General features: G+C 75.3%; 1 protein-coding gene. It reads right to left on the bottom strand.

The window, feature by feature from the left end:
- A partial coding sequence (locus G7A99_RS20405; protein WP_163143693.1) for a cysteine desulfurase family protein occupies positions 1 to 1,128 on the bottom strand: 1,128 nt, incomplete at both ends.

The raw sequence follows: 1,128 nt of genomic DNA, 5'->3' as shown, positions 1-1,128 counted from the left end.
GTAGACCGACTGGATCGTCTCGCCGGCGGCGAGGCGTTGCCACACCGGTGAGAAGCCGCGCAGATGCCCCACCGCAGTACCGATCACCGCCACCGCCCGATCGACCTCCCCGGCAGTGGTCGGCCCACCCAGGCTGAGGCGCAGCGAGGCGTGGGCCAGGGCATCCGGCCGGCCCATGGCGCGCAGCACGTGGGACGGCGCCGGCACGGCCGCCGCACAGGCCGAGCCCGCGGAGACCGCCAGGCCGTCGAGCAGGCCGGCAAGCGCGGCGCCATGCACCCCGGGAAACGAGACATTGACGATATGCGGCGAACCATCCCGACGCCCGTTGAGGATCACACCGCCGATCTCGGCCAGGCCGGCAAGCAGGCGACCCCGCAGCGCCTCCAGGTGACGGCCGTCCCGGGCCGCGTTGCGCACGCACCGCGCCACCGCCGCACCCATGCCCACCACCTGCGCCACGGGCACCGTGCCCGGCCGCAGACCACCCTCCTGGCCGCCGCCATGGAGCAGCGGCATGAGCCGGACCCGCGGGCGACGACGGACATACAGCGCCCCCACGCCCTGGGGGCCATAGCACTTGTGGGCCGAAAGCGAGACCAGGTCGGCAGGCAGCCCGGAGACGTCCAGCGACACCCGGCCGAGGGCCTGGGCCGCATCGACATGCAGCAGCGCGCCGTGCCCCTTCACCCGTTCGGCGATGGCCGCCAGGTCGGGGATCACGCCGGTCTCGTTGTTCACCGCGGACACCGACACCAGGACCGTGCGCGCGGTCAGCGCGGCGGCGAGCGCCCCGGCGCTCACGCCGCCGTCCGACTCCGGCGGCACCCGCGTCACCGTGAACCCCTCGCGCTCCAGGGCCTCACAGCTCGCCAGCACCGCGCGGTGCTCGGTGGCCAGGGTGACGAGATGATCACCGCGTCCGCGCGCGTGCTGGTGACGCGCCGCCCCCTTGATCGCGAGGTTGTCGGCCTCGGTCGCCCCGGAGGTCCACACGATCTCGTCGGCCGACGCCCCCAGGGCCCCGGCGACCCGGGCACGGGCCTGCGCCACCGCGGCGGCGGCATGCCGGCCCACCGCGTGGGCACTCGCCGGGTTCCCGGCCAGCCCCTCCAGCCACGGTCGCAT

Source organism: Arhodomonas sp. KWT (genome assembly GCF_010993615.1).
The sequence above is the reverse complement of the archived record's forward strand: the minus strand, read 5'-3'. Positions and strand labels throughout refer to the sequence as shown.